This window comes from Microbacterium altimontanum, assembly GCF_058349865.2.
On the sequence record NZ_JBYRJB020000009.1, the window covers coordinates 60429 to 83890 of the forward strand.

A 23462-nucleotide genomic window follows, 5' to 3' on the forward strand; every position below is an offset into this window, starting at 1 on the left:
CGGTAAAGCGGAAGCGCCGATCAGCCTGGCGGTCGGAATCTCATCTTCGTCTCATGTATCGACGGCCCGCGCAGGCTCGGTGATGACACAGTGGAAGCGTGCGTGAAGACCTCCTCGACGCCGCCGTCGACGCATCCGTCGCCGCTGGCGCGCCTCTCGTCGTCGCCGGACTGACTGACACCGAGCAGACGACCTATCTCCACGGCGCAGATGCGCCGGCGGACGCGGTCATCGCCCTGTACTCCGCGACGAAGGCGTTCACCGCCACCGCGGCGCTGCAGTGCGTCGAAGACGGTCTCATTGACCTCGACACCCCCGCTCGCGAGTACGTACCCGAGATCGGCGAGCTGCAGGTGCTGACGGATCTCGCCGACGACGGCTCGGTGCAGACGCGACCCCCGGCACGGGACATCACTCCTCGCATGCTGTTACTGCACACGTCGGGCCTGGCGTACGACATGTTCGACAAGCGGTACGCACTGTTGGCCCGCGAGCGGATGCGGCATCCGTCGGCCACTCCGCTGTGGAATTCGATTCGCACGCCGCTGCTCCACGACCCCGGAGAGCGCTGGACGTACGGCACGTCGATGGACTGGATGGGCCTCGTCATCGCCGCCGTGCGGGGAAAGCGCCTGGAGGAGGTCTTCGCCGAGCGCATCTATGCCCCATGCGGAATGGCATCGACGTCGTTCGACGTCACTCCTTCGATGCGGGAGCGCCTGACTCCGGTCTATCGCCGCCAGCGCGACGGGTCGATCGCGCCCACGAAGATCTCGCCGCCCGATACTCCCGAACTGGATATGGGCGGGCAGGGGCTGTTCTCGACGGTTCCCGACCTGCTCGCGCTGCTGCGCGTGTGGCTCGGCGACGGGTCAGCCCCCGGCGGGCGGGTGCTCCAGCCCTCGACGCTCGAGTGGGCGACGCAGGGCGCGCCGGGCGTTGAGGTCACTCCCCTGCCGTCGGCCATCCCGGCGCTCACACGCGAGGCCGACTTCTTTCCCGGCGCCCGGAAGTCGTGGGCATACTCTTTCCTGCGCAACGAGGACGACGTGCCCGGCGGAAGGCGAGCCGGATCGCTGACGTGGGCCGGTCTCGCGAACGTCTTCTACTGGATCGATCGCGCTTCGGGAGTCGGTGCGGTGTGGGCCACGCAGCTCATGCCGTTCTTCGATCCCGTCGCCGAGGAGGGCGTCGCGGCGTTCGAGCGGGCGGTGTACGAGGAGCAGTAAGGCCGCTCGCGGGTCGTTTCGGCTCGCTTCGCGGTTCGGAGCGAAGGGGGCAGGCCCGAGACGAAGGGCGCTCAACGACCGGCCGCGCTGGGGCGTTTCGGCTCGCTTCGCTCGCTCAACGACCGGCTGAGAGGGGGCGTTTCAGCTCGCCGCGGGCTCGAATCGACCGCTGAAGGAGCGTGTCGATGATCGTGAGGAGGGCCGCAGTCGCGACGTAGACCAGGAGGTCGCGCGGCGAGAAGACGGTGCCGAGGACCAGCATCGCCGGCGGGAACGCCGTGCCGAGCGCGAGCGGGATTCCGGTCAGCTGGAAGAGCTCGACCGCGACGCACCATGCTGCGGCCACGGCGCCGACGAGCCAGGGGCGCCGGCGCGGCGCGAGCACCATGACGAACAGGTACGCGGCGACGGTGTACAGCGCATCGGCCGCGACATCGGAGAACGTGCTCTGCGGCATCCCGTAGTGGATGCCGATGCCGGTCGCGACCGTGATGAGCAGCAGAATTGCCGCGACGATGCGGCGGGTCACGGGCGAATGCTCGGGTCGTGCGGCTCCCGGCGGGGGCAGACGAATGTGGTTGCGTCGGTCCACGCCGGCACGGTCCAGGCCCGACGTCGAGGCGGAGACGAGGACGGTGCGGCATACGGGCTCCTGGAGAGAATGGGATGCGTCAACCTTCGCATGACGTGGCCCCGGGTCGGTCGGCCCGGGGCAGGCGGGTTCATCTGGCCCGATTGCACATTTTCGGGCAGTCTCGTGTGCAACTGGGACGGGTGAACAATGCGGCACCGCCGGGCCGGCGGCCCTTCGACTCGCTTCGCTCGCTCAGGGAGCTGGCGTGGGCGGCCTTGTCGGTGCGGCCCTTCGACTCGCTTCGCTCGCTCAGGGACCTGGCGTGGGGGGCGGCGGCTCAGCGGTAGTCGCGCTCCCAGTGCTGTGAGGTCTCGTCGCCGGAGGCGACCCGCTTGGCCTCCCGCGCGCGCAGCTCGGCGCGGCGGATCTTGCCCGAGATCGTCTTGGGCAGGTCGTCGACGAACTCGATCACGCGGATGCGCACGTGCGCCGACAGCCGCTCGCGTGCGTGTGCGAAGATCGCGCGGGCCGCCGCATCCTGATCCGCCCTTCCCGCCTCCGTCAGCCGGATGTACGCCTTCGGCACCGCGAGCCGCAGAGCGTCCGGGCTCGGCACGATCGCCGCCTCGATCACCTCATCGTGCTCGATCAGCACCGACTCGAGCTCGAACGGCGAGATCTTGTAGTCCGACGCCTTGAACACGTCGTCGGCGCGCCCGACATACGTGAGGTACCCGTCACCATCGCGCGTCGCGATGTCGCCCGTGTGATGGAATCCCCCGGCGCGCGAAGCCGCGGTGGCCGCCTCATCCTCGTAATACCCGGCCATGAGGCCCAGCACCGGCTGCGACAGGTCGATGCAGATCTCCCCCTCGTCGGGCACGACCTCCCCTGACACCGGATCGACGAGCACGATCGGATACCCCGGCGTCGGCCGCCCCATCGACCCGTCCTTCACCGGCTGCCCCGGCCCGTTGCCGACGCAGCACGTCGTCTCGGTCTGCCCGTACCCGTCGCGGATCGTCGAGCCCCACGCATCCCGCACCCGATGGATCACCTCGGGATTCAGCGGCTCCCCCGCTCCCACGAGTTCCCGAGGCGGATGCGTCAGCTGCCCGAGGTCGGCCTGGATGAGCATCCGCCACACCGTCGGCGGCGCGCACAGCGTGGAGACGTGATGAGCCTCCATCACCTGCATCAGCGTCGCCGCATCGAACCGGTCGTAGTTGTACACGAACACCGTCGCCTGCGCCAGGAACGGCGAGTAGAAGCTGCTCCACGCGTGCTTGCCCCACCCCGGCGACGAGATGTTCAGGTGCACGTCGCCCGGCCGCAGGCCCAGCCACCACATCGTCGAGAGGTGGCCGATCGGGTACGACACCTGCGTGTGCGCGACGAGCTTCGGCCGGCTCGTCGTCCCCGACGTGAAGTACAGCAGACCGATGTCGCCGGCCGGCGTCGGCGCGTCGGGGGTGAACTCGCGAGGCGCGGCGGCTGACGCATCCCAGCTCGTCCACCCGTCGGGCACCTCGTCGCCGACGCCGATGCGGGTGACGGATGCCGGCACCTGCGTGAGACGGTCGGCAAGCCCGCTGAGGGTGACGATCGCGTCGACCCGGCCGTGCTCGACGCGGAACGCGACGTCGGACGCCGACAGCAGCGTCGAGGTCGGCAGCGCGACGGCGCCGAGCTTGCCGATCGCGAGGATGACCTCCCACAGCTCGATCGCGTTGTTCAGCATGACGATCACGTGCGACCCGCGGCGCACGCCGAGGGATGCCAGCCAGTTCGCGACCTGGTCGCTGCGCGCCGACAGCCGGCCGTACGTCCAGGTGCGCGCGGTGAGATCGGGTTCGACGATCGTGACGGCCGCGCGGTCGGGATGCTCGGCGGCCACGACGTCGAACCATTCGAGCGCGAAGTTGAATTCGTCGAGCTCGGGCCAGGCGAATCCGCTCGTCGCGCCGTCGTAGTCTGTCGCGTTCGCGAACAGGAAGTCGCGCGCCTGGCGGACGACTTCGGTGCCGGCCGTCGCGGTGCGTCCGTGTGCGGGCATGGCATGCTCCCTTGCGTCGTCGGACGCGGGAAGCCTATCGCCGATCGGGTCTAGAGTTGTTTCCACAGTATCTGCTGTGGAAAAATCGACGTGAGGAGCGACATGAGCATCGCGGTTCGCAGTGCGACCACCACCTGGGACGGCAGCCTCGCCGGCGGCACCGGCACGTTCGGCGACACCAGCAGCGGAGCCCTCGACGGCCAGGAGGTCACCTGGGCATCGCGCACGGAGGCCCCGGGCGGCAAGTCCAGCCCGGAGGAGCTCTTGGCCGCCGCGCACTCGTCGTGCTTCTCGATGGCGCTCGCGCTCACCCTCGGCGAGCACAAGGCGCCTCCGCAGCGGCTCGTCGTCACGAGCGAGGTCACCCTCGACCCGGTCGACGGTGTACCGACCATCACCACCTCGAAGATCACCGTGCGTGCGACGGTGCCGGGGACGGATGCGTCGGCCTTCGCCGCGATCGTCGATGAGGCCGCGAAGCTCTGCCCCGTCTCCCGCCTGTTCGCCGGTGCCGAGATCACCGTCGACGCGCAGCTCGAGGACTGATGCCCGAGGGCACCGGGCTGGCCGACGCTCTCACCGCCGAGCACCATGCGATCGACGGCGGGATCGAGGCGTTCCTCGCCGACGAGACCGATCCGTCGCCGCTGCGCGCAGCGATGCAGGCGCTGCGCCGTCACATCTATCTCGAAGAGCAGTTCCTCTTCCCGCCGCTGAAGCCGAGCATGATGATGCCGATCTTCGTGATGCTGCGCGAGCACGGCGAGCTGTGGCGCGCGATGGACCGACTCGACGCCGCGGTCGCCGACGGCGGCGACGTGCGCGAGCAGTGCCGTGAGCTGCTGTCGCTCCTCGACGCTCACAACAGCAAAGAGGAGCCGGTCGTCTATCCGAGGGCCGACGCTGATCTCGCGCCGGAGGTGCAGGAGCAGCTGCGCGCGTTCCTGGCCGACGGCTCGTATCCAACGGGATGGGTGTGCGAGAAGGCCCGACCGAGGGACGCGTCAGCCACTCGAGCGTGACGGACGCGTCAACCGCTCGAGCGTGACAGCCCCGACGCCCGCCGGTTCAGCGCCGCGAGCGCGAGAGGAAGGCGTTCCCGACAGCGGTGAGCAGCACCAGCGCCGCCGCGCAGACCGGCATGAGCAGCGCGACGGAGGTCCCCGCGCGCTGCGCGACCTCGCCGGTGACAGCGGAGCCGATCGCCTGCCCGACGATCACCGCCGAGCCGAGGATCGTCATGACCGTCGCCGACCGACCGACCGGGCTGCGCTCGGCGCCGAAGCTGTACTGCGTCACGAGCGTGGGACCGATCCCGATGCCGATCACGGCGAGCGCCGCCGCCATCGTGCCGATGCCCGAGGTGAACGGCAGCGCCAGCGTTCCGAGCAGCATCACCGCGCCGAACACGAGCCAGCGCGCGGCGCGCGTGAAGCGCTCCGGGAACAGCGCCACGCCGAGGGCGAACCCGGCTGAGCCGATCCCCATCACGCCGTACAGCAGCCCGGCCTGCTCGGCGACGCCCCGGTCGTCCATGAACGCCGTGAGCGACGTGAGCATCGCGCCGAAGGACAGACCGACGCCCAGGATGCCGAGCACGACCACGACGAGCGCGGGCCGGAACAGCTCCGAGACCGGCCCGACGACCCGGTCGTGCGAGCGGGTGTGCCGCGGCGGGGCGGTGCGATGAAGCGCGAACGCGCCGACGAACACGACCGTCAGCACGGCGGCGCCCACGAGCGGCGCCCACGGCGCGATGAGCGACGCGAGCACCCCGACGACGAACGGGCCGATCACGAACACCGTCTCGTCGGCGGCCGACTCGTACGCCATCGTCGAGTTGAACACCCGTTCGCGGCGGGCGCCGCCGATCTTCTCGCCGATGATCGTGACGAGCCGCGAGCGCGACAGCGGCGCCACCTGAGGGGCGGTCGCGCCGATGAGGAACGCACACAGCAGCATCGCCGCGTCGGGGGCCGGACTGTAGGCGATCCAGGCGAACAGCGCCAGCACGATGCCGTTCGCCGTGCCGACCGCGAGCAGCACGCCCCGCTGCCCGAAGCGGTCGGCCGCGGCTCCCAACAGCGGGCCGAAGCACGCGGTGCCGAGTCCGACGGCGGCCGAGGTGAGGCCGCCGAGCGAGAGCGAACCGCGCACGGTGACGACGAGCGTGAGCACGCCGACCACCATCATCGCGAACGGCAGACGCGCGATGAACGCGATCACGAAATAGGGCAGGCCGGTCTGGCGCAGCAGGGTGTCCCCCTGCGCTGATGAGTCGGTCATAGAAGGTGGGGCTGCCCCTCGGGTCGGGTGGCTCGGGCGCCGGATCGGTCGGAACGGGACGGCGCGCTCGCGCGGTCGGAACGGGCCGACAGGTGCGCGGTGCACACGTCGGGGTGCTCACGGCGCTCGATCCGCACCACGTCGGTATCGGCATCCCACGCCCGCAGCGCACCCTGCATGAGGCCGAGATGGATCGAGCACACGATCTCGGGATGGCCCTGCGCGAGCTCGAGGAAGGGGCAGTGGCACACGTCGAAGCTGTCCGGCCGCGACCCGGCGCGCGGTCCGAAGCCCACCCGGTCGAGGATGTCGACGAGCCCGGCGACCGGATCGGCGACCTTCTGCTGGGCGGCCTCACGCCGACCCCACCGGCGGCCCGCCGCGACGGCGGAGCGCTCGGGCTCCGGTGTCCCGGCGAGCTCGTCGACGAGGATCTCGGCGAGCATGCGGTAGCTGCGCGCCGTCGTGCCGTCCATCTTCCGCACACGGCGGAACAGCTGGGCGGGGCGGCCCGGCAGACCCCGGCCGTCGACGGTGCGCTCGACCTGTCCGTCGGCGACGAGCCGGTCGAGGTGGAACCGCACGGTGTTGGGATGAGTGCCGAGCGACGCGGCGAGCGCGGCGATCGTCAGCGCCTCGCGCGATTCGTCGAGGAGGCGCAGCACGTCCTCGCGTCGGCTGGCCCGGATGCCCGTTGCCATCCTGACAGTTTACCCAGCGTCCGGTTCGCCGGCGCCGGGGCCTACAAGGATGCCTCGGCCGCCGCGCGCCCGTAGAGTCGGCCTATGGGCGACCTCACAGTGTGGACGATCGGACACTCGACCCGCTCGCTCGACGAGTTCACCGCACTGCTCGACGAGAACGGCGTGCGCGAGGTCGTCGACGTGCGCACGATGCCGCGCTCGCGCCACACGCCGCAGTTCAACGAGGACACGTTCGGCCCGGCGCTCGCCGACCGCGGCTTCGCGTACCGGCACCTGGGAGCGCTCGGCGGGCTGCGGCACACGAGGAAGGACTCGATCAACACCGGGTGGCGCAACACGAGCTTCCGCGGCTACGCCGACTACATGCAGACGCCGGAGTTCGCCGCGGGCATCGACGAACTCATCGGCATCGCCCGCGAGCGCCCCACCGCGATCATGTGCGCCGAGGCCGTTCCCTGGCGCTGCCACCGCTCGCTCGTCGGCGACGCGCTGCTCGCGCGCGGCATCCACGTCGTCGACATCTTCGGCCCCGGCAACGTGCGCGACGAGAAGATCACGTCGTTCGCGCACGTCGACGGCCTGCAGATCGCCTATCCTCCGGAGGAGACGGATGCCTGAGCTCAGCGCCGTGCGCGGCGACATCACCCGCCAGCACGTCGACGCCATCGTGAACGCCGCGAACAACGGGATGCGCGGGGGCGGCGGCGTGGACGGCGCCATCCACCGCGCCGGAGGACCGGCGGTGCTGCGCGACTGCATCGCGCGCTTCCCGCACGGGCTCGCCACGGGCGACGCCGGGTGGACCACGGCCGGCGACCTCCCGGCCCGCTGGGTGATCCACTCGGTCGGCCCCAACTACGCGGCCGGCCAGCGGGATCGGTCGCTGCTCGTCTCGTGCTACCGCCGGAGCCTCGAGGTCGCCGACGAGTTGGGAGCGGCATCCGTCGCGTTCCCGCTCATCAGCGCCGGCATCTACGGGTGGCCGAAGCAGGACGCGATCGCGGTCGCCGTCGAGACGATCACCGGCGCCCGCACGGCCGTGCAGGACGTGCGCCTCGTCGCGTTCGACGAGCAGACCCACCGCGCCATGCAGGAGATCATCGCCGAGCTGTCCTGACGCCGATCATGACGGCGCGGCGAGCAGCGCCTGCGCCCCTTCGCTGCGCATGAGCATGTCGATCCACGACGCCTGGGCGGCCACGGCCGCCGCTGACGCGTTCGCCTGCGCGATGAGGTCACGGTCGCGGCACCCCGCTGCCGCCTGCCCGATCAGCTCCCACGCGGTGTGCACGAATGCCAGCAGCTGGGCGAGGTCGGACATGTCGAGCAGCAGGCCCAGCTCGCCGCTGCGCGGGCCGGCGAACGCCGGCGGCGACTCGGCGGCCTCGCCGTCGGCAGGGTAGCGGTCGGCGATCACCCGGTCGAGGGCGTCCGCCCGGTCGTGTGCCTTGTCGCGGTAGCCGCGGCTCGCGAGAGCGAGGTTCCCGTCGGCCGCGTGCGCCTCGGCCATCGTTCCGCAGGCATCGGCCAGCAGCTGCTCGGCGTTCACGACCATCGCGAGGTAGCGGGGAAGCTGCATGGCTCAGCCCACCTCTCGCGCGGGCGCCGACGCGCTGTTCACGGGCGCGGGCGCCGGGCCGTCTCCCGCCCTGATCCGCTGCAGCGACACGGCGGCGACCTTGAATTCCGGCTGCTTCGACACCGGGTCCCACGCCGACAGCGTCAGCTCGTTCGCGGCGGTGCGCGGATCGTTCCCGTAGTGCCACGGCGCGAAGACGACGCCGTCGCGCACGTGCGAGACCCGGGCGGGCGCCTCGATGTGCCCGCGCCGCGAGCTGACCCGGACGATGTCGCCCTCCGCGATACCGTGGGCTGCGGCATCCGTCACCGACACCTCCACCCACATCGACGGGGCGGCGTTCTGCAGCGGCGCCGCGCGCTTCGTCTTCGTGCGGGTGTGGAAGTGATACACCGTGCGGCCCGTCGTCAGACGCAGCGGATACTCGTCGTCGGGCGTCTCATACGCGGGCTCGTACGCCGCGGTCTTGAGCACCGCGCGCCCGTTCGGATGGTCGGCGAGGTACTGGGTGCGGGTGACCGGCGTGCCGGTCGTGAGGTCGTGGCCGTACGTCTCGCAGTAGTCGACGTGGGTCGCGAAGCGGCCGTCGGCGTAGAGCCGTTCGGTGCCCTCGGGCGCCTCGCCGTTCACGGGCCACTGCACTCCGCCGCGGTCGTGGAGCATCTCGTACGTGAGCCCCGTGTAGTCGCACGACCGCCCCGCGCTGCAGGCCTTCCACCCCTCGAACGCCTCCTCCGGTGTGCTCCAGCGCGGCAGCGGATCGCCGTCGCGGTCGCGCAGATCGAGCCGCCGCGCGTAGTCGACCCAGATGTCGAGGTCCGATCGCGCCTGTCCGGGCGGGTCTACGGCCTTCTCCTGCAGGTGCACCGTGCGGTCGACGTTCGTGTAGGTGCCGGTCTTCTCCGCCCACAGGGCCGCCGGCAGCACGACGTCGGCAAGCTGCGCGGTCTCGGTGAGGTAGCCGTCCGACACGACGACGAAGCACTGCTCGCCGCCGAGCGTGCTGCGGATGCGGGTCAGGTCGGGCATCGACACCGCGGGGTTCGTGCCGGCGATCCACAGGAAGCCGATCGAGCCCTCCGCGGTGTACCGGAACATGGCCATCGCGTCGGTGGGCGGCACCCAGTGCGGGATGACGACCGGGTCGACATTCCAGAGCCGGGCGAGCTCGTCGATCTGGGCCTCGTTGTTCCAGTTGCGGAAGCCCGGCATGGCCGCCCCGCAGCCGGTCTCGCGGTTGTTCTCGGCGGAGGGCTGCCCGTTCATCTGCAGCACGCCCGCGCCCGGGCGGCCGATCATGCCGCGCAGCAGGTGCAGGTTGTTCACCTGGCACGACGCGGCGGTCGCCTGGTGCGACTGGTAGAACCCCATCGAGCAGGTCGAGACGACGTGCTTGCTCGTCGCGAAGACCTCGACGGCGCGCCGGATGTCGGATGCGTCGACTCCGCAGATCTCAGCGGCCCACTCGGGTGTCGCCTCGACCACGGCATCGGCGAGCGCGTCGTAGCCGATCGTGTGCGGCTCGACGGACCGAATCCGCATCCGTTGCTGCACAGCAGGCACGCCCCGCGCACCCACCGCTCCACGTCGTCGTGGGTGACGCCGTCGATGAGGAACTCGTCGACGCGATCCGGCCATTCCTCCCCCGCCGCGTACGGCGTGCGAGCGCCCCAGATGTCCCGAATCCGTTCCGCGCCGGTCATGTCCGCCCTTCGTCGCGCGTCTGTGCCTTCTCGCCGAAGATCAGCCCGAGAGGCGCACCCATATCCGCTCCTGGTCGATCTTCACGTCCCACGCGGGTTCCCGAACCGTGGCAGGCCCCTGAGCGACGGCGCCGTCGGTGAGCGAGAACCTGCTGCCGTGCCACGGGCACTGCACGCATCCGTTCTCATCGAGCGTGCCCTCGTCGAGCGGCCCTCCCGCGTGCGTGCAGGTCGCCGACAGCGCATGGACCGTCCCGTTGCGCCGCACGAGCACCACGGGCACGCCTCCGGCCTCGACCCGCATGGGCGTGTTCTCGGCGAGATCGCCGTCGGCTGCGACATCCGTCCAGTGCCCGGTTCCCTCCTGGAACGCGGTGTGATTCACGCCGATACCGCGCACGAGCGTGAGATGGCCGCCGAGGTACGCAGAGGCGAGGGTGAGACCGAGCCCCGCGAGGCTGAGCACCGCACCCGTGCCGCGCGAGCCGCGGCGCCGGGCCAGCCACGACGAGACCTGCAGCACAAGGGCGGTGCTGTTCATCGCCGCGTGCACGATCCCCACGCGCTGGGCGGGCCCGTAGCTGTCGGACCAGTCGGCCGCGCCGGCGGCCGCCGTGGGGATCGAGCTGAGCGCGCCCATTCCCACCAGCCGGCGGGCGGCGTCGGCGCCGTGCTCTCCGGCGGTGAGGTCGACGACGGATGCGGCGGCCCACAGGCCGATCGGAACGTCGGTGAGCGCCGGGTGAAGCTGGTGGCCGAGCCATGTTCCGGAGAGCGCGTTCTTGACGGGCGGGCTCCCGGTCACCTTCTTCACGAACGCCGCGAAGGGGGTCGAGATCCGATCCAGATCCTTGAGCCCCTCCACGGCGCCGATGACGAGGTGAAGGCTCTTCCTGAGATTTCCCACGCTGGACCTCCTCGGACCGGCTGCGACGAAAGGTCATCAGCAGGCTACGCCGATGACCCCTCCCGGCGACAGCACCGTCCGCTCTATGCTTGCCACGATCGGGCATCCGCCGGGGATGCCGATCACGGCTTGTCGCCGAGGAAGGCGGATTCGTTGCCTACACAGCAGGTCGTCGCGCCTCCCGCCCGAGCGGCGCTGTTCCTCGTGCTGACGGTCGACGAGGGCAGCGAGGAGGTCATCCGCGCGCTGCTCGGCGACCTCTCCGGCCTCACCAGGGGCGTCGCGTTCCGCGACCCGGCCGATCATCTCGACTGCGTGCTCGGCATCGGCGCGCACCTCTGGGACCGGCTGTTCGACCTGCCCCGCCCGGCCGGGCTGCATCCGTTCGTGCCGCTCGCGGGCCCGCAGCACACGGCGCCGTCGACGCCGGGAGACCTACTCATCCATCTGCGCTCCCGCCACCTCGATCTGTGCTTCGAGCTGGCCCGGCAGATCGGCGACCGCGTGCGCGGCCATGCTGTGATCGTCGACGAGACGCACGGCTTCAAGTACTTCGACGAACGGGACCTTCTCGGCTTCGTCGACGGCACCGAGAACCCGGAAGGGGATGCCGCGACCGCGGCGGTGTCGATCGGCGACGAGGATCCGGCGTACGCCGGCGGGAGCTACGTCATCGTGCAGAAGTACACGCACGATCTGGCCGCCTGGAATGCGCTGTCGGTCGAGGACCAGGAGCGGGTGATGGGGCGCCGCAAGCTCGAGGACATCGAGATGTCTGATGCCGAGAAACCGCACGATGCGCACATCGCGCTGAACACGATCGTCGAGGACGGCGTACAGAAGCAGATCCTCCGCAACAACATGCCGTTCGGCCGCATCGGCGCCGATGAGTTCGGGACGTACTTCATCGGGTACGCGTCGGATTCCGGGGTCATCGAGAAGATGCTGCGGAACATGTTCCTCGGCAGCCCGCCCGGCAACACCGACCGCATCCTCGACTTCTCCACTGCCCGCACCGGCAGCCTCTTCTTCGTGCCCACCGTGGACTTCCTCGACAACGTGCCGTCGGCATCCGCCACCGCCGCTCCGGAACACGCCGACAGGGAGGCATCGAGCGCGGCGCCGGACCTCGGCATCGGCAGTCTTCGGCACGTCAGCGTGGGCTGACGACGTCTCGGAAAGGTGAATCATGGACAACCTGCACCGCCGCCTGGCACCGATCTCCGCCGCCGCGTGGGGGCAGATCGAAGACGAGGCCCGCCGAACCTTCATCACGCGCGTCGCGGGACGTCGTGTGGTCGACATGCCGGAGGCCGGAGGTGTCGAGCTCTCGGCGATCGGCGCGGGCCATGTCGAGCCGATCGAGGCGCCGGTCGCCGCCGTCGAGGCGCGGCGCCGTGTCGTGCAGCCGCTGATCGAGCTGCGGGCACCGTTCACCGTCACTCGTCAGGCCGTCGACGATGTCGCGCGCGGAGCGCAGGACTCCGACTGGCAGCCCGTGAAGGATGCGGTGGAGGCGCTGGCCACCGCCGAGGACACGCTCGTGTTCCGCGGGTCGGGAGCCGCCGGCGTGCAGGGCATCGTGCCCAGCAGCTCCAATGCCCGGATCGGTCTCTCGGGCGATCCGCGCGATCTGCCGAACGCGGTGGCCGAGGCTCTCACGGCGCTGCGCACCGTCGGCGTGCAGGGACCGTACGCGCTCCTGCTGTCGTCGGCGCTGTACACCGCCGCCGAGACGTCGGATCACGGCTATCCCATCCACGAGCATCTCCGCCGGCTGATCGGCGACGGTGGACGCATCGAGCTGGCGTCGGCGCTCGACGGGGCGATCGTGCTGTCGGAGCGCGGCGGCGACTACACACTGACGGTGGGGCAGGACGTCAGCATCGGCTATCTGTCGCACGACGCCGAGAACATCCACCTGTACGCGCAGGAGTCTCTGACGTTCCGGGTGAACACGGCGGAGGCGAGCGTCATCCTCGGCGAGGCCGCCGGGCGCGACCAGTCGCCACTGGCGCCGCCGCAGAGTGGGGAGGGATCACGATGACGAAGCCGGATGTGCGCGTGCGCAGGATCTACGACCCTCCCGAGCCCGACGACGGCGCGCGCGTTCTCGTCGACCGGCTGTGGCCGCGTGGCGTCAGCAAGGAGCGCGCCGATCTCACCGAATGGTGCAAGGATGTCGCACCGTCGACCGAGCTGCGGAAGTGGTACGGACACGACCCAGCGAAGTTCGACGATTTCGCCCAGCGCTACCGCAGCGAGCTGGCCGACCCGGATCATGCCGACGCGCTGGAGGAGCTGCGCGATCTCGTGCGTCGCGGCACGGTGACGCTGCTCACCGCCGCCAAGCGTTCGGACATCAGCGAGGCGACGGTGCTGCAGGACGTGCTGACCGGGTCCTGACGTCCGGCACGTCGCCGGTCAGCGCGGCGGCGTGCCGTCGGGGTCGTCGGCAAGATGCGCGGGTATCACTGCTCCGCGGGACCCGAGAGCGTCGGCGCCTCGGCGCGGAAGAGGCGTGTGCGCCAGAGCAGGTACACGATTCCGAGGCCGACCCACACAGCGCCCAGGATCATCGAGCTCGGCTCCAGGCTGAACCAGAGCGCGATGTTGATCGTCACGCCGATCGCGGGCAGGACGAGGAAGCCGAGCTTCGCGGCCCATCCGCGAGTGCGCACAAACCGGAGATAGGTGAAGATCACCGACAGGTTGACGAAGATGAACGCGACGAACGCGCCGAAGTTGATCAGCGAGGCAGCGCTGTTCAGATCGAGGAACATGGCTGTGCAGGCGAGCACACCGATGAGCAGCACGTTCGCCGCCGGCACGCCGGCACGGTTCACCGAGCCGAAGAACCGCTTCGGGAGAACCCCGTCGCGGCCCATCGCGAACAGGAGCCGCGCAGCGCTCATCTGCTGGGTGATGCCGCAGCCGAGCACGGCGACCATGTAGCCCCCGATGAACACGGCCTGGAATGCTGCGCCGCCGATGTACTGCGCGATCTCGGGCGACGCGCCGACGATGTCGCCCACCACCGACACATCCGGGAACAGCACCTGCATCGTGTAGGTCACGCCGATGAAGAAGACACCCGCGACGGCGACGATGATGAGGATGGCGCGCGGGATGTCGCGGCGCGGGTGCTCCGCCTCCTCCGCCATCGTGGTGACCGCGTCGAAGCCGAGGAACGACAGTGCGAGGATCGCCGCACCGCCGGCGATCGCCGGCACGTCGCCGCCGCTGATCGCGAACGGCGCGAGGGAGAACGAGGCGCCGTTCGCGCCCTCCACGATGTTCTTGATCGTGAAGAAGACGAACGCGACGGCAACGACGACCTGGATGACCACCAGCGCCACGTTGACCTTCGCGGCGATCTGCACACCGATCAGATTCAGCACGGTGCACACCACGATCGTGGACAGCACCCACACCCACGCGGGCACATCCGGGAACGCCGCCGTCATGTAGATCGACGACAGCAGTGCGTTGATCATCGGCAGCAGGAGGTAGTCGAGCGTCGCCGCCCAGCCCACGAGGAACCCGAGATGCGGATTGATCGATTCACGCGTGTACGTGTACGCGGATCCCGCGACCGGGTAATACCGCACCATGCGGGCGTAGCTCAGCGCCGTGATCAGCACGGCGACGAGAATGAGCACGTAGGAGAGCGGAACATGCCCGTCGGTCTGATCGGCGACGATACCGAACGTGTCGAACACGGCGAGCGGTGCCATGTACGCGAGCCCGAGGAAGACGATGTGGCGCAGGCTCAGGGCACGACGCAGCGTGCCGCGCCCTGCTGGTGCTGCCGCGTCGGCGGCCGTGCGGCTCGGCGCGACGGCCGGATCGAGGTGAGACATCAGGGGTCCTTTCACAGCGTCGGGAGAGGAAGGGATTACCGGTCAGTGTGCGGCGGCGGCCGAGCAGTGCGTCCGGCCGCCGTAGGAGGTGGGTGCGGGAGCGGAGACGGCCGCATCGTGAGCGATGTCGCCCGCGACGATCGTGAGCTCCGCGTGCTGCTGCAGCAGCGCGGCCGGATCGCGTTCGTACTCGTAGAGGTTGTCCGACCAGGCGACGATGTCCGCCTTGGCGCCCACGCGCAGCACACCGAGCTCGTCTTCCGCATGCCAGGCCCAGGCACCCTCGCGCGTGTACCCGCGGAGCGCGTCGTCGAGAGTGAGCCGCTCTCCCGGCGTCCATGCGTCCTGCCCGTCGAGACCCGCCCGGGTCAGGGCGGAGTAGAACCCGACGATCGGGTCCATCTCGCCCACCTGCCAGTCGCTGGACAGGGCGACGTGCGCGCCGGAGGCCATCAGCGATCGGAACCGCCACGCCCGCGACCATCGCTGCTCGCCGACGTTCTCCATCCAGGTACCCGCGACGAGATCCGGAGAGCAGTGGCGCGGCTGCATGGCGGCGGTGACGCCGAGGGCGGCGAAACGGTGCAGGTCGTCGGGATGGAGGCACTCGACGTGCACGATGCCGTGCCGGCGGTCCGTCGTGCCGTTCACGCGGGCCGCCTGCTCGATCGCGTCGAGGGCGAGCCGGACGCCGCCGTCGCCGGTGGCATGCGTGTGGGTCTGGAACCCGAGACGATCGAGCTCGGTGACGATGCGGGCGAGCGCCCCGACAGGGGCGGACGGATGCCCGCGGTGGCCGGGACGATTCGCGTAGTCATCCAGCATCCATGCCGTGTGCGGCTCGATCACGTCGTCGGCGTAGAGCTTCACGGGTCCGAATGCGAGGTGTTCATCGGCGGGAGCGGAGTCGACGGCTTCGCGCAGATCCCGGCGGAACGCGCCGTCGGCGTCGATCGGGTGGAAGAGTGCCGCGGTGACCCGTGAACGGAGCCGCCCCTCCGCTCGGGCGCGATAGAGCAGCTCGATCTCGGCGAGCGGAACTTGCGGTTCGACGACCGTGGTGATGCCGCTCGCCGTCGCCATCTCCAGACTGCCGAGGAGCTTTCGGTACCGCCGTTCGGGCGAATACATGGGGATGTCGCGCTGCAGGCCTGCGAGCCCCGCGGTCGTCATCGCGCTGGTGTAGAAGTCGGTGATCCACCCTGTCGGCCGGCCATCGGCATCCCGCTCCGGCCGTCCCCAGGGCACGTCGCCGCCGTCGGCCACCCCGAGAACGCCCAGCGCGGCATCGTTGAGCCACACGGAATGCTGATCGTATGTCGTGACGAACACGGGACGATCGGTGAGCCCCGCGAGGTCCCCGGCGTTCGGCCGCCGACCTTCGACGATCGAGTAGACGGCGTTCTCGGCGCAGATCCAGTCGAGATCGGGCCGGCTGTCGGCCAGCTCGGCGATGCGCCGACGCACCTCGGCGAGCGTCTCCGCGCCCTCGAGACTGACGGCGTCAGGGTCGAACCCGAGCAGGAGGTGATTGTGGCTGTCGATGACGCCGGGGGTCACCAGCCTCCCCTCGAGGTCCCGGGTCGCGCGTGCCTGCGGCGCCGTCGACGCGGGACCGACATAGCTGATCAGGCCACCGGTGATGCCGACGGCGGACGCCCACGGGAGCGCGTCGTCGAAGGTCCGCACGGTGGCGTTGGTCAGCAGCAGGTCGATCACGAGGGTCTCCGTTGGCGGGCGACGAGTTATTTGACGGATGCGTCAAATAACTCGTCGAGTGTGACATGACCGATCGGCTACTGTCAAGGAATGGCTCGCCCCCGGAAGCAGGAGGAACGGCGCGCCGACCTCGTCGAGGCGGCGCTGACGGCGGTATCCGAGCATGGCCTGCGTGCCCTTTCGCTGTCGGACGTCGCGGAGCAGGCCGGGCTGACGCGGGGGGCGATCCTGTATTACTACGACGATCTCGACCAGCTGCTCGTGGAGGCGCATCGGGCCGGAGTGGAGCGGTTCTGCGATCAGCGGGACGCGATCGTCGCGGAGATCGCCGAACCGCAACTGCAGCTGGCGGCTGCGATCCGCGCCGGACTGCCGAGCGGCCCCGACGACCCGCTGATGCGCCTGCTGTACGAGTTCGATGTACTCGCGGGAAGCTCGGCGCTGCACGATGAGCTCGTCGAGCGCATGTACCGGCGTCAGCTGCGCACGTACACCGACATCCTGACGCGTGGAGTTGCCGCGGGTGTGTTCGTCCCCGCGATGCCGGTCGACACGTTCGCGATGAACCTCGTCGCGCTCGAGGATGCGTACGGCCTGCACATCGTCGCGGGGAACAGCCTCATCACCGTCGAGAGCGCGGGGGACGCGATGACCGCGCTCGCGCGGAGCCTCGGCGCTCCGACCGACCTCTGAGCGGCGCTCAGCGTTCTGGCGCGCCGGCCGAAGCCGGTCGCCACGGTTCATGCGTGTGGGAGAGCCAGACGAGACGGGGATCGAGAGCGCGGATGAGTCGTTGGCCCTCGGTCGTCGGCTCGTCGAGTTCACCGAACCAGACGGCGGTGTCCCCCGCGATGATCGTCGGCCGCCCGCCGTCCTCGACGACCACGATCTGCGAACCGCGGGTGTGGCCCGGCGCAGCGACGAGCCGCAGGCCCGGCAGCAGCTCGAACTCCCCGTCGACGGGAACGTACCGCAGCTCCATATCGGGCGGGTCCACCCACTCGGGGATCGTATAGTCCTCCGCGGTTCGGGCGTCGTCGAGCTCCTGCCGCTGCACGTAGATCGGCGTGCGCGGGAAGAGATGGTTCCCGCCGCAGTGGTCGAAATGCATATGCGTGTTCACGACCATGGCGATGCTCTCCAGGTCGACATCCTGCTCATGGAGCGGCCGGAGCCGCGGGTCCATGTCTGCGACGGCGGGATGCAGCTGCGTCAGGCCGGTGTCGACCAGGATGCGCCCCTCGGGGTGCTCGACGATGTGGACGTAGATGGGCATGTCGACGCCGGCAAGGTCTCCGACGTGCACGGGGGTGATCGTGATCGTCATCGCACCGCCTCCGTCACGACGTCGCCGAAGTGGGCGTCGAGTCGGTCCCAGATCGGGACGGTACTCGCGACCATCTCGGCGAAGAACTCGTTCTCCCACTCCGCGCCGCGTCCGTAAGCACTTGTCACGATGCGCACGACGCAGCTTCCTCCGGACGTGGCTTCGATGAGGAACTCCGTCGCCACAGGCGTGACGTACGAGAGATCGGCGTACACGTCGGCGAGCGGCGCACCGATGCTGTCGAACCACTCGACCATCTCGACGGGGAGGTCGTCGATGCGCTCGGCGATGGGCCACGGCTCTTCGTACGAGAAGCGCTCGTTCGGCTCGTAAGCAGTGACCACTCCACTCGTCGTGACCTCGCCGAGGTCGAATGTCACCGAGCCGCCGACCCGAGGGTCGAGCTGGACCGGGACCATCCAGGACGAGATGCCGCGGGATGTCGCGATCGCCTCCCAGACGTCCTCGGGAGACGCCGCGATGTCGTAGCGGCGCTCCGCGCGGTGCTCGACGCGTTCTGGTTCTTCGGGGACATTCATGAGGACTCCGTCGGTCGGGGGTAGGACGAGACCATCAGGCGGTGCGGGCGCCCGTCGTCTCTGTGGTACTTGGCGGCCAGCGCGGCGACGGTCGACTCGAGTTCGGCCGCGAAGGCTGCGCGGTCTTCGGGCGAGGCGAAGCCGATGACCGTGTCGATCGTCAGCGTGGGCAACCGCGCGGCGCCGGGTCGACGGGCGATCGCGCCCAGCTCCGAGACCGTGCGAGCGTTCACCGCGATCATGTACGCGGCCGAGAGCTGATCGGAAAGTTCACCCGGCTCGATCGACGCGCTCTGCAGGACATCGGGAGCCACGACCAGTTGCCGCGCCGAGCGGCGAACGAAGCGTTCGGTGATGCCGCCCCATGCGCGGGTCTCGACCTGCTCGACCAGGCCGTGGGCCTCGAGCGCCTTCAGGTGATAGTTCACCTTCTGCCGCGTCAAGCCGACGGCCGCCGCGATGGTCGATGCGGACCCCGGCTCCTCCAGGGCGTCGAGGATGGACGCCCGGATCGGACCCAAGGCCGCCTGCACGGCGGCGACGTTGTCCAGCACCTGAATGTCATCCACACCGAGACGTTAGCGCTTGACAAATACTTTTGTCAACGGCGAAGAGCTACGATTCGGCCCACTCCGTCGGTGGGGAAATCAGTAGTGGTAGCGCGCCTGAAGGATGACGAGGTCTTCGTCGACCACGAGGTAGACCAACCTGTGCTCGTCCGTGATTCTCCGCGACCAAGCACCTTGCGCGCCGTACTTGAGCTGCTCGGGCTTACCGATGCCGGCGAAGGGGTCTCGCAGGCAGGCATCGATCAGCGTGTTGATCCGCTTGAGGATCTTCCGGTCCGCCGCCTGCCAGTGCTTATAGTCGTCCCAGGCCGACGCATCCCAGACCAGACGCACTCAGACGTCCTCGTCCGACCGATCGAGTTCGTGCGTCTCGGTCTGGCGCGCACGAGCACGCTCGTACGAGTCGAGCAGTCGGCGCGCGTTGGCGGGCGAGCGGAAGAGGTACGCAGTCTCCTGCCACGCCGCATACTCGTCTGCGGGCATGAGGACCGCATTGCCCCTACGTGAGACGATCTCGACGGCCTCGCGGTCGTCATTCACTCGTTCGATGAGCGGGAACAGCGTTTTGCGCGCTTCGCTTGCGCTGATCGACATTCACCCCTCCCCACCGATGACTACTGGTACGACTTAACGGTACCACTCACGCGCGGGATCCGCGTCAGCCCCGACGCTCGCACACCATGAGGCGGTTGCCGTCCGGGTCGCGGAACTGCACGAAGGCGACTGAGCCGATGTCGACGATGTCGCCCACGTCGGATGCGCCGCACTGCGCGAGGTGGCTGACGACCGCCGCCAGGTCGTCGGCCCACCAGAAGAACCGCGGCGGTCCGTCGGCGGTGAACGGAGCGTTCGCGTCGAGGGCCACCCCGGGGCCCTCCTCCATCGGCAGATCGTAGATCGAGTCCTCGTGGCTCGCACTCTGCACCGGAAGGCCGAGGAGCTCGCTGTACCAGCGGATCGCCGAACTCATGTCGCGGACGGGGATGAAGAGCTGGCCGACGACGAGGCGGATGGGAGAAGACACGCTTCCCGACAGTAGCGAAGATCAGGACGCGGTGCTCAGCGCGCGTCGGGCGACACGGCGGCGCTGCCACTGCCGGAGGGTCGTGATCGCGACGGTGATCGCGAGACCCAGGACGATGAGTCCGAGATTCACGAGGCCGTAGGCCCACACCTCGCCCTCCTCGAAACTGATCGGGAACTGCGTCGGCGCGGGGCCGAACGCGCCTCGCGTGGTTGTCTCGCCGAAGCCTCCCTGACCCGCCATCCAGGCGAGGAGTACGACGAGTGTCTGGAACGTGAAGAACACGGCCTCGATGCTGAGGAAGAGGATGGCGGCAAGGAGGCGGGAGCGCACGAAGAGCCCGATGAGGATGGCGGCGAGCGGGGCGATGAGGACGTTCATGGTGTCTCTCCTGATCAGTGGTCGCCGGCCGACTGCCGGGGGTTGGATGCGGGGCGGCGCAGGAACTGCATGCTGCGCTGGAAGACCTCATCGCCGGCCTCGTCGACGAGGAAGTGCCCGGCGCCGCTGATCTCCTGCGACTCGAGCGACGAGGCGCGCCCCTCGTACCTCCCCATGTGCATGAGCAGCGCCGCGGGATCCTCATCGCCGATGAGCTGCAGCGTCGGGACTGACAGGTACCGGCGCCGATACCGCCCGGTCATCAGGCCCATGAGCGCGGGCACGATCGTGTGCCGGTACAGCCGGCACAGGTCTCGCGCCCGCCGCGGATCGCGCAGCAGCCGTCGATCGAGATCGCCATGGGGCAGCTGCCCGTCGCCGTAGGCGCGGCCGGTCAGCGACTGCATGTAGCGCAGCGTCGCCTGGCGGCCACCCCGCACGGCCGCCGGACCGATGACGGGGAGCGGAAGGACGAGGTCGAACCATCCCTGCGCCAACAGCCGCACCACCCGAGCATCGACCGTGACGAAGAGGTCGGGGATGCTCACGATCACCAGGTGGTCGATGATGTCGGGATCGTCGGTGGCCATCAGGAATGCGATGATCGCACTCCAGTCATGGGCGATCACGCTGACTCGTGACACGTCGTAGACGGAAAGGAGCCCCCTGAGATCGGCGGTGAGGGAGGCGGGATCGTATCCGCGCCCCGGTGCGTCGGTCCAGCCCGCACCCCGGAGGTCGGGGCAGATGACGCGGAAGTGCTCCGCGTAGCGCGGGATGAGCTGCGACCACTCGAGGTGGTTCTGCGGCGCCCCATGCAGGAGAAGCAGCGGCGGCCCCTCTCCCGCCGTCGCGACGTGCATCCGCAGCGACCGGCCGTCGCGCGTCGGGGGAAGGTCGACGAACACCCGGGTGACTCCCGCGAGAGCCGGCGGACCGACCGTCTCAGCGCTCATGATGCCCCTCCATCTCTGCCTCGCTGGCAGCAGAATACTACATTTGTAGTGTCTTGGCACTACAGAAATAGTGTCTTAGGCTGGCAACATGTCGCAGAGCAAGGATCAGCGAGTTGCGGAGCCGCACCAGAAGCCTCGGGAGCGCGCGCTCGAAGCTGCCCTCCTGCTCCTCGGCGAGCAGGGTCTGCGGGCTGTCACGCACTCCCGTGTCGACGCCGCGGCGGGACTGCCGCGGGGGTCGGTGTCGAACTACTTCCGCACCCGCCGCGCCCTGCTCGACGGGGTGGTCGAGCACCTCGCCGAGCGGGAGAAGGCCGACTTCCAGAACGGCGGCGCGTCACTGGCCGGCCGCGACGCGGCGGTCGAGGCGTTCACCGCCATGCTCGAGGCGCAGGCGGGGCCCTTCCGCCATCGCACACTCGCCCGGTATGCGCTCTTCGTCGACGCCGCGCACGAGCGCGACCTCCTCGCTCCTCTGCTGGTGAATCGCCGAGGCTTCGAACAATGGGTCACCGCGATTCTCGCCACGCTGGGGGCTGCCGACCCCGCCGCGGCGACGGTGTTCCTGATGGCGACCCTCGACGGCCTCCTCCTGCACCGCCTCACCGTCGACCCGACGATGGACTTCGCACCACACGTCGCCCGCGCCGTCGACGCCTGCACAGGCGCATAGACCGCGACGCGAAGGGGATGCGCGGACGCGGCGGGTAGGCCACGATGGGCGCATGAGCCGGTTCCTGCTCGCCGCGATGCCGTTCACCGGCCATGTCGCGCCCATGACTGCGGTGGCGCACCGGCTCGTCGAACGCGGGCACCAGGTGCGGTTCTACACCGGGTCGCGGTTCCGGTCGCGCGTCGAGGCGGCCGGAGCGACGCTCGTACCCTGGCGCGCGGCCCCCGACTTCGACGAGTACGACCTGGCGGCGACCTTCCCCCGACTCGTCGGCAAGAAGGGCCTTCAGCAGCTGCTGATCAACTTCGCCGACTGCTTCATCGGCACCTCGGCACGCCAGGTCTCCGACCTGACAGCGGAGTGGGAGCGCGAGCCCTGGGATGCGTTGGCGGCGGACGAGACATCCGTCGGTGCCGTCCTGTTCAGCACGCGGATGCGTCTGCCGTGGACGACCGTCGCGGTGCTGCCGCTCAACCTCATCGGCACCGAGGGGCCGCCGAGCGGCATGGGCCTGACGCCCGGGACGAATCCGGTGACCAGGGCGCGCGACGCCGCCCTGCGCGCGCTCGTCCCGGTCATCTCGCGGCCCCTGCGCAAGCCACTCGTGGACGCATTCCGCGCGGTCCGACTGCCGCCTGCCGCCACGACCGTCGAGAAGGTCGTGTTCTCCCCCACCCTCATCGCCGCCAGCGGCGCGCCGCTGCTCGACTACGAGCGACGCGACCGGCCGGACCACCTGCACTTCGTCGGCGAACTGCGCGTTCCCTCGCCACCGGCGAGCCGGCTGCCACCATGGTGGTCCGACCTGAAAGACCGCACGGTGGTGCTCGTCTCGCAGGGCACGCAGAACATCGACCCGGACGATCTCATCCGTCCGACCCTCGCCGCACTCGACGGCCGTGACGTGATCGTCGTGGCGACGACCGGCATCCCCGGTCGCGACGAACTGCCCTTCGCCACGCCGTCGAACGCGCGCGTGGCCGGCTTCGTGCCGTACGCCGACCTCCTGCCGCGTGTGGACGTGATGATCACGAACGGTGGGTGGGGCGGCACGACCGCGGCGCTCGCGCACGACATTCCCCTGGTGGTGGCGGGCGGCGACCTCGACAAACCGGAGGTCGCGGCTCGAGTCGCCTGGTCGGGCGCGGGCGTGAACCTCCGCACCGGCACGCCGTCGGAGACAGCCGTGCGAGTCGCCGTCGACGCGGTCCTCGGCGACCCGTCGTTCCGCGCGTCTGCGGCTCGCGTCGGCGCCCAACTGCGGGCGCTGGGCGGCGCGACGCGGGTCGCCGAACTGCTCGAGCAGCAGGTCTGATCGCTTCGGGGCTCCCTGCTTCAGGCGTGCACGAAGCCGCCCGAGCCGTGGACCGTGC

28 protein-coding genes are annotated in these 23462 nt (G+C 69.8%); 11 read left to right on the plus strand and 17 right to left on the minus strand.

What is annotated here, in order from left to right; translation table 11 throughout:
* The first annotated feature begins 98 nt into the window (after window positions 1-98).
* A complete protein-coding gene (locus AC3RX1_RS15450) occupies window positions 99-1229 on the plus strand; it encodes a serine hydrolase domain-containing protein (protein WP_491502156.1) in 1131 nt (376 codons plus the stop codon).
* A gap of 115 nt (window positions 1230-1344) precedes the next feature.
* On the opposite strand, the gene AC3RX1_RS15455 is transcribed toward AC3RX1_RS15450, so the two are convergent.
* Complete coding sequence (locus AC3RX1_RS15455) at window positions 1345-1758, minus strand: DUF2809 domain-containing protein (RefSeq protein WP_491502157.1); 414 nt, start codon at window positions 1756-1758, stop codon at window positions 1345-1347.
* A 382-nt stretch (window positions 1759-2140) separates the two neighbouring features.
* Entirely contained in the window at window positions 2141-3859 is a 1719-nt protein-coding gene (locus AC3RX1_RS15460) for an AMP-binding protein (protein WP_491502158.1), read from the minus strand.
* Between the two features lie 102 nt (window positions 3860-3961).
* Here AC3RX1_RS15460 and AC3RX1_RS15465 point away from each other — a divergent pair, with 102 nt between their 5' ends.
* Window positions 3962-4405 (plus strand): OsmC family peroxiredoxin, encoded by a 444-nt coding sequence (locus tag AC3RX1_RS15465; RefSeq protein ID WP_491502159.1) that lies wholly within the window; start codon window positions 3962-3964, stop codon window positions 4403-4405.
* Complete coding sequence (locus tag AC3RX1_RS15470) at window positions 4405-4881, plus strand: hemerythrin domain-containing protein (RefSeq protein ID WP_491502160.1); 477 nt, start codon at window positions 4405-4407, stop codon at window positions 4879-4881. Before AC3RX1_RS15465 ends, AC3RX1_RS15470 begins: the two co-directional genes overlap by 1 nt.
* Window positions 4882-4927: 46 nt before the next feature.
* Here AC3RX1_RS15470 and AC3RX1_RS15475 read toward each other — a convergent pair whose 3' ends face one another.
* Together AC3RX1_RS15475 and AC3RX1_RS15480 are read right to left on the minus strand one after the other, a co-directional pair.
* The gene (locus AC3RX1_RS15475; protein ID WP_491502161.1) at window positions 4928-6145 is read right to left on the minus strand and encodes an MFS transporter; all 1218 of its coding nucleotides are present in this window, start codon (window positions 6143-6145) and stop codon (window positions 4928-4930) included.
* On the minus strand, window positions 6142-6846 hold the full coding sequence (locus tag AC3RX1_RS15480; protein ID WP_491502162.1) for a helix-turn-helix transcriptional regulator: 705 nt from the start codon (window positions 6844-6846) through the stop codon (window positions 6142-6144). Before AC3RX1_RS15480 ends, AC3RX1_RS15475 begins: the two co-directional genes overlap by 4 nt.
* 84 nt (window positions 6847-6930) lie before the next feature.
* On the opposite strand from AC3RX1_RS15480, the gene AC3RX1_RS15485 reads away from it, so the two are divergent.
* Both AC3RX1_RS15485 and AC3RX1_RS15490 read left to right on the plus strand, forming a co-directional pair.
* Complete coding sequence (locus AC3RX1_RS15485) at window positions 6931-7467, plus strand: DUF488 domain-containing protein (RefSeq protein ID WP_491502163.1); 537 nt, start codon at window positions 6931-6933, stop codon at window positions 7465-7467.
* The gene (locus AC3RX1_RS15490) at window positions 7460-7966 is read left to right on the plus strand and encodes an O-acetyl-ADP-ribose deacetylase (RefSeq protein ID WP_491502164.1); all 507 of its coding nucleotides are present in this window, start codon (window positions 7460-7462) and stop codon (window positions 7964-7966) included. Before AC3RX1_RS15485 ends, AC3RX1_RS15490 begins: the two co-directional genes overlap by 8 nt.
* 6 nt (window positions 7967-7972) lie before the next feature.
* On the opposite strand, the gene AC3RX1_RS15495 is transcribed toward AC3RX1_RS15490, so the two are convergent.
* The 3 genes from AC3RX1_RS15495 to AC3RX1_RS15505 all read right to left on the minus strand — a co-directional run bounded on the left by AC3RX1_RS15495 (window position 7973) and on the right by AC3RX1_RS15505 (window position 11038).
* Window positions 7973-8428 carry a hypothetical protein gene (locus AC3RX1_RS15495; RefSeq protein WP_491502165.1) on the minus strand — a complete coding sequence of 152 codons (456 nt, stop codon included), beginning with the start codon at window positions 8426-8428 and terminating at the stop codon, window positions 7973-7975.
* Window positions 8429-8431: 3 nt separating this feature from the next.
* A complete protein-coding gene (locus AC3RX1_RS15500; RefSeq protein ID WP_491502166.1) occupies window positions 8432-9970 on the minus strand; it encodes a molybdopterin oxidoreductase family protein in 1539 nt (512 codons plus the stop codon).
* Between the two features lie 201 nt (window positions 9971-10171).
* Window positions 10172-11038 (minus strand): Rieske (2Fe-2S) protein, encoded by an 867-nt coding sequence (locus AC3RX1_RS15505; protein ID WP_491502167.1) that lies wholly within the window; start codon window positions 11036-11038, stop codon window positions 10172-10174.
* Between the two features lie 153 nt (window positions 11039-11191).
* Here AC3RX1_RS15505 and AC3RX1_RS15510 point away from each other — a divergent pair, with 153 nt between their 5' ends.
* Genes AC3RX1_RS15510 through AC3RX1_RS15520 form a run of 3 tightly spaced genes read left to right on the plus strand, consistent with a single transcriptional unit; the run spans window position 11192 to window position 13444 of the window.
* Complete coding sequence (locus AC3RX1_RS15510) at window positions 11192-12205, plus strand: Dyp-type peroxidase (protein WP_491502168.1); 1014 nt, start codon at window positions 11192-11194, stop codon at window positions 12203-12205.
* Window positions 12206-12227: 22 nt separating this feature from the next.
* On the plus strand, window positions 12228-13085 hold the full coding sequence (locus AC3RX1_RS15515; protein WP_491502169.1) for a family 1 encapsulin nanocompartment shell protein: 858 nt from the start codon (window positions 12228-12230) through the stop codon (window positions 13083-13085).
* Window positions 13082-13444, plus strand: a complete 363-nt coding sequence (locus AC3RX1_RS15520) for a DUF488 domain-containing protein (RefSeq protein ID WP_491502170.1) — start codon at window positions 13082-13084, stop codon at window positions 13442-13444. Before AC3RX1_RS15515 ends, AC3RX1_RS15520 begins: the two co-directional genes overlap by 4 nt.
* Window positions 13445-13509: 65 nt before the next feature.
* Here the strand turns inward: AC3RX1_RS15520 and AC3RX1_RS15525 are convergent, their stop codons facing one another.
* On the minus strand, window positions 13510-14901 hold the full coding sequence (locus AC3RX1_RS15525) for an APC family permease (RefSeq protein WP_491502171.1): 1392 nt from the start codon (window positions 14899-14901) through the stop codon (window positions 13510-13512).
* Between the two features lie 42 nt (window positions 14902-14943).
* Window positions 14944-16620: an amidohydrolase gene (locus AC3RX1_RS15530; RefSeq protein ID WP_491502172.1), complete on the minus strand. Its 1677-nt coding sequence runs from the start codon at window positions 16618-16620 to the stop codon at window positions 14944-14946.
* A gap of 90 nt (window positions 16621-16710) precedes the next feature.
* Between AC3RX1_RS15530 and AC3RX1_RS15535 the strand changes: the two genes are divergently transcribed.
* Window positions 16711-17313: a TetR/AcrR family transcriptional regulator gene (locus AC3RX1_RS15535; protein ID WP_491502173.1), complete on the plus strand. Its 603-nt coding sequence runs from the start codon at window positions 16711-16713 to the stop codon at window positions 17311-17313.
* Between the two features lie 7 nt (window positions 17314-17320).
* Here AC3RX1_RS15535 and AC3RX1_RS15540 read toward each other — a convergent pair whose 3' ends face one another.
* The 8 genes from AC3RX1_RS15540 to AC3RX1_RS15575 form a co-directional block, all read right to left on the minus strand.
* Window positions 17321-17947, minus strand: a complete 627-nt coding sequence (locus AC3RX1_RS15540) for an MBL fold metallo-hydrolase (RefSeq protein WP_491502174.1) — start codon at window positions 17945-17947, stop codon at window positions 17321-17323.
* Window positions 17944-18486 (minus strand): SRPBCC domain-containing protein, encoded by a 543-nt coding sequence (locus AC3RX1_RS15545; RefSeq protein ID WP_491502175.1) that lies wholly within the window; start codon window positions 18484-18486, stop codon window positions 17944-17946. The genes AC3RX1_RS15540 and AC3RX1_RS15545 overlap by 4 nt, the downstream gene beginning before the upstream one ends.
* The gene (locus AC3RX1_RS15550) at window positions 18483-19055 is read right to left on the minus strand and encodes an ArsR/SmtB family transcription factor (RefSeq protein ID WP_491502176.1); all 573 of its coding nucleotides are present in this window, start codon (window positions 19053-19055) and stop codon (window positions 18483-18485) included. The genes AC3RX1_RS15545 and AC3RX1_RS15550 overlap by 4 nt, the downstream gene beginning before the upstream one ends.
* Window positions 19056-19133: 78 nt before the next feature.
* Window positions 19134-19388, minus strand: a complete 255-nt coding sequence (locus AC3RX1_RS15555; protein ID WP_491502177.1) for a Txe/YoeB family addiction module toxin — start codon at window positions 19386-19388, stop codon at window positions 19134-19136.
* A complete protein-coding gene (locus tag AC3RX1_RS15560) occupies window positions 19389-19649 on the minus strand; it encodes a type II toxin-antitoxin system Phd/YefM family antitoxin (RefSeq protein ID WP_491502178.1) in 261 nt (86 codons plus the stop codon).
* Window positions 19650-19713: 64 nt separating this feature from the next.
* A complete protein-coding gene (locus AC3RX1_RS15565; protein WP_491502179.1) occupies window positions 19714-20079 on the minus strand; it encodes a VOC family protein in 366 nt (121 codons plus the stop codon).
* Window positions 20080-20100: 21 nt separating this feature from the next.
* Window positions 20101-20460 carry a hypothetical protein gene (locus AC3RX1_RS15570; protein ID WP_491502180.1) on the minus strand — a complete coding sequence of 120 codons (360 nt, stop codon included), beginning with the start codon at window positions 20458-20460 and terminating at the stop codon, window positions 20101-20103.
* Window positions 20461-20474: 14 nt separating this feature from the next.
* Window positions 20475-21416 (minus strand): alpha/beta fold hydrolase, encoded by a 942-nt coding sequence (locus AC3RX1_RS15575; RefSeq protein ID WP_491502181.1) that lies wholly within the window; start codon window positions 21414-21416, stop codon window positions 20475-20477.
* An 88-nt stretch (window positions 21417-21504) separates the two neighbouring features.
* Between AC3RX1_RS15575 and AC3RX1_RS15580 the strand changes: the two genes are divergently transcribed.
* Both AC3RX1_RS15580 and AC3RX1_RS15585 read left to right on the plus strand, forming a co-directional pair.
* Window positions 21505-22089, plus strand: a complete 585-nt coding sequence (locus tag AC3RX1_RS15580; RefSeq protein WP_491502182.1) for a TetR/AcrR family transcriptional regulator — start codon at window positions 21505-21507, stop codon at window positions 22087-22089.
* A 52-nt stretch (window positions 22090-22141) separates the two neighbouring features.
* On the plus strand, window positions 22142-23404 hold the full coding sequence (locus AC3RX1_RS15585) for a glycosyltransferase (protein WP_491502183.1): 1263 nt from the start codon (window positions 22142-22144) through the stop codon (window positions 23402-23404).
* Window positions 23405-23462: the final 58 nt, after the last annotated feature.